General features: G+C 70.2%; 3 protein-coding genes and 1 pseudogene. 1 reads left to right on the plus strand and 3 read right to left on the minus strand.

The window, feature by feature from the left end; genetic code table 11:
* The 3 genes and pseudogenes from AC2W7M_RS18930 to AC2W7M_RS18940 form a co-directional block, all read right to left on the minus strand.
* Positions 1–392: TetR/AcrR family transcriptional regulator (locus tag AC2W7M_RS18930; protein WP_486134043.1), on the minus strand; the 392-nt coding region annotated here is incomplete at its 3' end.
* A gap of 144 nt (positions 393–536) precedes the next feature.
* Positions 537–896, minus strand: coding sequence for a tRNA-binding protein (locus AC2W7M_RS18935; RefSeq protein ID WP_486134045.1), 360 nt, complete (start codon positions 894–896; stop codon positions 537–539).
* Between the two features lie 199 nt (positions 897–1,095).
* A pseudogene (locus AC2W7M_RS18940) lies at positions 1,096–2,675 on the minus strand (alpha-amylase family glycosyl hydrolase).
* A gap of 263 nt (positions 2,676–2,938) precedes the next feature.
* Between AC2W7M_RS18940 and treS the strand changes: the two are divergent.
* Positions 2,939–5,482: maltose alpha-D-glucosyltransferase (gene treS, locus AC2W7M_RS18945; RefSeq protein WP_486134047.1), on the plus strand; the 2,544-nt coding region annotated here is incomplete at its 3' end.

Below are 5,482 nucleotides of genomic sequence, written 5' to 3' on the forward strand. Positions count from 1 at the left end.
GGCGACGGTGCGCTCCAGCGACAGCTTGATGCGGTCGGCGAAGGGGCCCTCGTCCGCCCCCGCGGCGCCAGCATGTTCAGCAGGCAGGCCCGCCCCCCGCCGGCATAGAAGGCATCGAGCCCCGCCAGCGCCGCGTCGAGGCGCGCGCGGGGGGGAGCAGCGGCGTCCAGCGGCGCGAGGACCAGAGCGTGAAAGGCGTCGCGCGAGGCGTCGAGCACCTGCTCGGCCATCTGCTGCTTGCCGCCCGGAAAGCGGTGATAAAGGCTCGCTTTCTTCAGCCCCGTCTCCTGCGCCAGCCGCTCCAGGGAGGCGCCGGAAAAGCCGGTCTGCCGGAACACCTCCGCCAGCCGCGCCAGCAGAGAGGCGTCGTCGGTGGTCTGGGGCCGCGCCATCGCATTCTCTCTTTTCCGAACGTTCGTTCTGAAACTGTATCGCACCAATCCTGCCGCGCCGCAAGCCCATGCGACTGCGCAAACGGCGGGGCGCCTATGAGAGAAAGCGGGATCGCGGGGACGGAGCCTTATGGCCGCCCGGGCTCAGAACAGCCGGCCGCCGTCCGGCACCTTCACGGTGGGCGAGATCAGCACCACGGCGCCGTTCTCGTCCGGAAAGCCCAGCGTGAGCACCTGCGACATGACGGGGCCGATCTGGCGCGGCGGGAAGTTCACCACCGCCGCCACCTGCCGGCCGACGAGCTGGTCCGGCGTGTAGTGCACGGTGATCTGCGCCGACGAGCGCTTGGTGCCGATCTCGGGGCCGAAATCGATGGTGAGCTTGAAGGCGGGCTTGCGCGCCTCGGGAAACGGCTCGGCGGCGACGATGGTGCCGACGCGGATGTCCACCTTGAGGAAGTCGTCGAAGGAGATGGTCCCGCTTGCTGTGTCCTCGCCCGCCATGCGCGCCTCCCGAATTGAGGGGGCGACTAAGGCCGCCTCGCGCCGCCGGGTCAAGGTTGGCCGCTGTTCCACACCGCGCTCAGCCCCTCACCCACCCCTCTCCCCGCCGGGGAGAGGGAGCCATCTCTCTCGCGTGGAGAACCCTCTCCCCGGCGGGCAGAGGGCAGGGGAGAGGTCGCCGAACGCCGCGCCCACCCGCTCACGCCAGCGCGAGGATGACCCCCTCGTTCGCGCGCAGCGCCAGGGCGCCGTTCACCGCCTCCCCTTCCCGGTCGCAGAAGGTGGAGAGCAGCACCTCGCCCTTCGGCCCGTCGTCCGGCACCGCGAGCGAAAGCGGATCGCCGCCGAGATTGAGCGCCACCAGCAGCCGCTCGCTGTCCGCCGCGCGCACATAAGCTAGCAGGTCGCCCTCCGCGCCGAGGCTCCGGTAGCTGCCGCGCGCGAGCGCCGGATGCGAGCGGCGCAGCGCCAGCAGCGCGCGGGTGAGCGTGAGCATGGAGAACGGGCTCGCCTTCTCCGCTTGCACGTTCACCTCGGTGAAGTCGTCGGCCAGCGGCAGCCAGGGCGCGACGGTCGAGAAGCCCGCGAACGGGCCGCCGTCCCACTGCATGGGCGTGCGCGCGCCGTCGCGGCCGAGGCCGAGGCCGGGCACGCGCTTTTCCCAGGGGTCCATCACCGCTCGGGCGGAATCTCCACCTGCGCCATGCCGATCTCGTCGCCGTAATAGAGCGTCGGCGTCCCGCGCAGCGTCAGCAGCACCATGGCGGCCACCCGCGCCTGATCGGGTCCCACCCGGCCGGCGATGCGCGGGCGGTCGTGATTGGAGAGCACCCAGTTGGGCCAGGCGCCCGCGGGCAGGCTCGCCTCATAGCGGGCGATCAGGTCGTCGAGGTCGCGCGCCGTCCACGGCGCTTCGATCAAGGCGAAATTGAACGGCAGGTGCACCCCGCCCCCGTCCTTGCCGAAATAAGCGGCGAGCCGGTCGAACGGCAGATAGGCCTCGCCGATCAGCAGCCGTTCGGGAAATTCCTCGGCCACCCGGCGCAGGCCGGCGATCACCTCGTGCACCTCCTCCCGGTCGGCGGTGTGGAGCGGCAGCAGGCGGCGATAGGGGTTCATCCCCGCCTTGAAGTCCGGGTCCGGCGGATTGTCGCGGAAGGCCTCGTCCTTCATCACGTGCCACAGCGCATCGATGCGCAGCCCGTCCACGCCGCGCGCGAACCAGAATCGCATCACGTCGTGCAGCGCCGCCGCGACCTCGGGGTTGCGCCAGTTGAGGTCCGGCTGCTCCGGCAGGAAGGCGTGGTAATAATATTGCCCGCTCGCCGGATCGCGCGCCCAGGCGCTGCCGCCGAACTCGGAGAGCCAGTTGTTGGGCGGGCCGCCGTCCGGCGCGGCATCGCGGAAGATGTACCAGTCGCGCTTGCGGCTCTTCGGCGAACGCAGCGCCTCGCGGAACCAGGGATGCTGGTCCGACGTGTGGTTCGGCACGAAATCCAGGATCACCTTGAGCCCGAGGCCGTGCGCCTCCGCCGCCAGCGCGTCGAAGTCGGCGAGGGTGCCGAACAGCCGGTCCACGTCGGTGTAGTCGGCGACGTCATAGCCGAAGTCGGCCATGGGCGAGGGATAGAAGGGCGATATCCAGACCGCCGCGACGCCGAGATCGGCGAGATAGGGCAGGCGGCGGGTAATGCCGGCAAGGTCGCCGACGCCGTCGCCGTCCGTGTCCTGGAAGGAGCGCGGATAGATCTGGTAAATGACGCCATCCCGCCACCACATGGGCCTCTCCCCGACGCTTTTCGTCCCATCATGGACATACGCTCGCACCGGCGGGAACCTTGCCGCCGCGTGAGCGTTAGCTCGGCAGTAGCCGGCGCGCAGCGCACCGGCCGACTGACTGCGCCCGCCTGCCCGCCTCCTCCCGCCTAGGAGCCGCCCGATCTTGCCAGCCCCGTCCCTCCGCCCGCCTGTCCGCCCAGCGCCTGCGTTTTCGCCCGAAGGCTGGCGCTTTCCGGCCCGCTTCCGTGGAGAGGAGGCCGACCATGGCTGATCCCGTCACCGCCGGCGACGACCCGCTGTGGTACAAGGACGCGATCATCTACCAGCTGCACGTGAAGTCGTTCTTCGATGCCAATGACGACGGCATCGGCGATTTCAAGGGCCTGATCTCGCGCCTCGATTATATCGCCGAACTGGGCGCCACCGCGGTCTGGCTGCTGCCCTTCTATCCCTCGCCGCGGCGCGACGACGGCTATGACATCTCTCTCTATGAGGGTGTCTCGCCCGACTACGGCACCATGGACGAGGCGCGGCGCTTCATCGCCGAGTGCCATGCCCGCGGCCTGCGCGTCATCACCGAGCTGGTCATCAACCATACGAGCGATCAGCATCCCTGGTTCCAGGCCGCGCGCCGCGCGCCGAAGGGCAGCCCGGAACGCGACTTCTATGTCTGGGCCGACAACGACGCCGGCTATCCCGGCGTTCCCATCGTCTTCTGCGACGTGGAGAAATCCAACTGGACCTATGACGAGGTGGCCGGCCAGTACTATTGGCACCGCTTCTATTCCCACCAGCCGGACCTCAATTTCGACAATCCGGAGGTGCTGGAGCGCGTGCTCTCCGTCATGCGCTTCTGGCTCGACATGGGCGTCGACGGCCTCAGGCTGGATGCCGTGCCCTACCTCGTGGAGCGCGAGGGCACCGACTGCGCTAGCCTGCCCGAGACCCACGCCATCCTTCAGAAGATCCGCGCCCATCTGGACGCCCACTATCAGGGCCGCATGCTGCTCGCCGAGGCGAACATGTGGCCCGAGGACACCCAGCAGTATTTCGGCGCCGACGCCGACGAATGCCATATGGCGTTCCACTTCCCGCTGATGCCGCGCATGTACATGGCGATCGCCAAGGAGGACCGCTTCCCGATCACCGACATCCTGCGGCAGACGCCGGCGATCCCGGACACCTGCCAGTGGGCCATATTCCTGCGCAACCACGACGAGCTGACGCTCGAGACCGTCACCGACGCCGAACGCGACTATCTGTGGAACGTCTATGCGGCGGAGCGGCGGGCGCGCATCAATCTCGGCATCCGCCGCCGCCTCGCCCCGCTGATGGAGCGCGACCGGCGCCGCATCGAGCTTATGAACGCCCTCCTCCTCACCATGCCCGGCACGCCGGTGATCTATTACGGCGACGAGATCGGCATGGGCGACAACATCCATCTCGGCGACCGCGACGGGGTGCGCACCCCCATGCAGTGGTCGCCCGACCGCAATGGCGGTTTCTCCAAGGCGGACCCCGAAAAGCTGGTGCTGCCGGTGATCCAGGACCCGCTGTACGGCTTTGCCGCGCTCAACGTGGAGGCGCAGCAGCGCGATGCCTCCTCGCTGCTCCACTGGATGCGGCGCGTGCTGGCGGTGCGCAAGCAGCACCGCGCCTTTGGGCGCGGCACGTTCCATGCGCTGTATCCCGCCAACCGGCGCATCCTTGCGTTCCTGCGCGCCCATGGCGACGAGCGCATCCTGTGCGTCGCCAATCTCTCGCGCACGCTCCAGGCGGTGGAACTCGACCTGTCGGAGTTCGACCGCCGGGTGCCCGTGGACCTGATGGGCGGCACGCCGATGCCCCCCATCGGCCGCGCCCCCTATATGCTCACGCTTCCGCCCTACGGCTTCTATGCCTTCGCCCTCTCCGCCGAGGCGGCGGAGCCCGACTGGCGCGCCGGCGCCAGCGAGCAACTGCCGGAGTTCGCCACCCTGGTGGTGCGCGGCGGGCTGATGGACGCCCTCTCGGAGCCGCACCGGGCGACATTGGAGGAGCAGTGCCTGCCCCCCTATCTGGCGCGGCGCTCCTGGTTCCCGCTCGAAAGCACCCCGCACGGCGTATCCGCCGCGCCCCTGCCGCAGGTGAAGATCGGCTGGGTGGCGGTGCTGCCGAGCGCCCGCCGCCCGGTGGCGCTCACCGAGATCGAGGCGAAGCGCGACGGCCGCACCGAGCGCTTCCTCCTGCCGCTCGCCGTGGTCTGGGAGGACGAGGCGCCGCCGGCGCTGGTGCCGCAGCTGGCGCTGGCGCGGGTGCGCCACGGCCGGCGTGTCGGCTATCTCACCGACGGCGTGGCGCTCGAGCGCTTCGCCCACGGCGTCGTGCAGGCGGTGGGCGACAATGGCAGCCTCGCTCTGCCGGACGGCAGCGCGCTCGTCTTCTCGGCGACCCCCGGCCTCGGCGACGCCGCGCCAGGCCAGGACGAGCCGTCCGAGATCGTTGAGATCAAGGAACCCACCGGCACGCTGGCCGCTGCCGGCGACGTGGCGGTCCGCCTGTTCCGCCGCGCCGATCCGGCGCGCGGCGCGCAGGCGGAGATGGCGCGCCGGCTGACCGAGGCAGGATATCCGCACATGCCGGCGCTGCTCGGCACCGTCCTTCGCCGCCAGCCCGGCGGCGCGGCGATCCCGGTGCTTCTCATCTCCCGCCGGGTGCGGCACCAGGGCAACGGCTTCTCGTTCGTCGCCAACCAGCTGCGCCGCGCGCTCGACGAAGCGGCCGGCGCGGGCGAGGCGGGGCGCCGCCGCTTCGACGAGGAGGTCTCG

It is taken from the genome of Xanthobacter sp. BG11Y11_SDJG (assembly GCF_057364445.1).

Excerpts from the sequence above, each read along its gene's own strand:
- AC2W7M_RS18935 (WP_486134045.1), bottom strand. The coding sequence starts at position 896 with ATGGCGGGCGAGGACACAGCAAGCGGGACCATCTCCTTCGACGACTTC.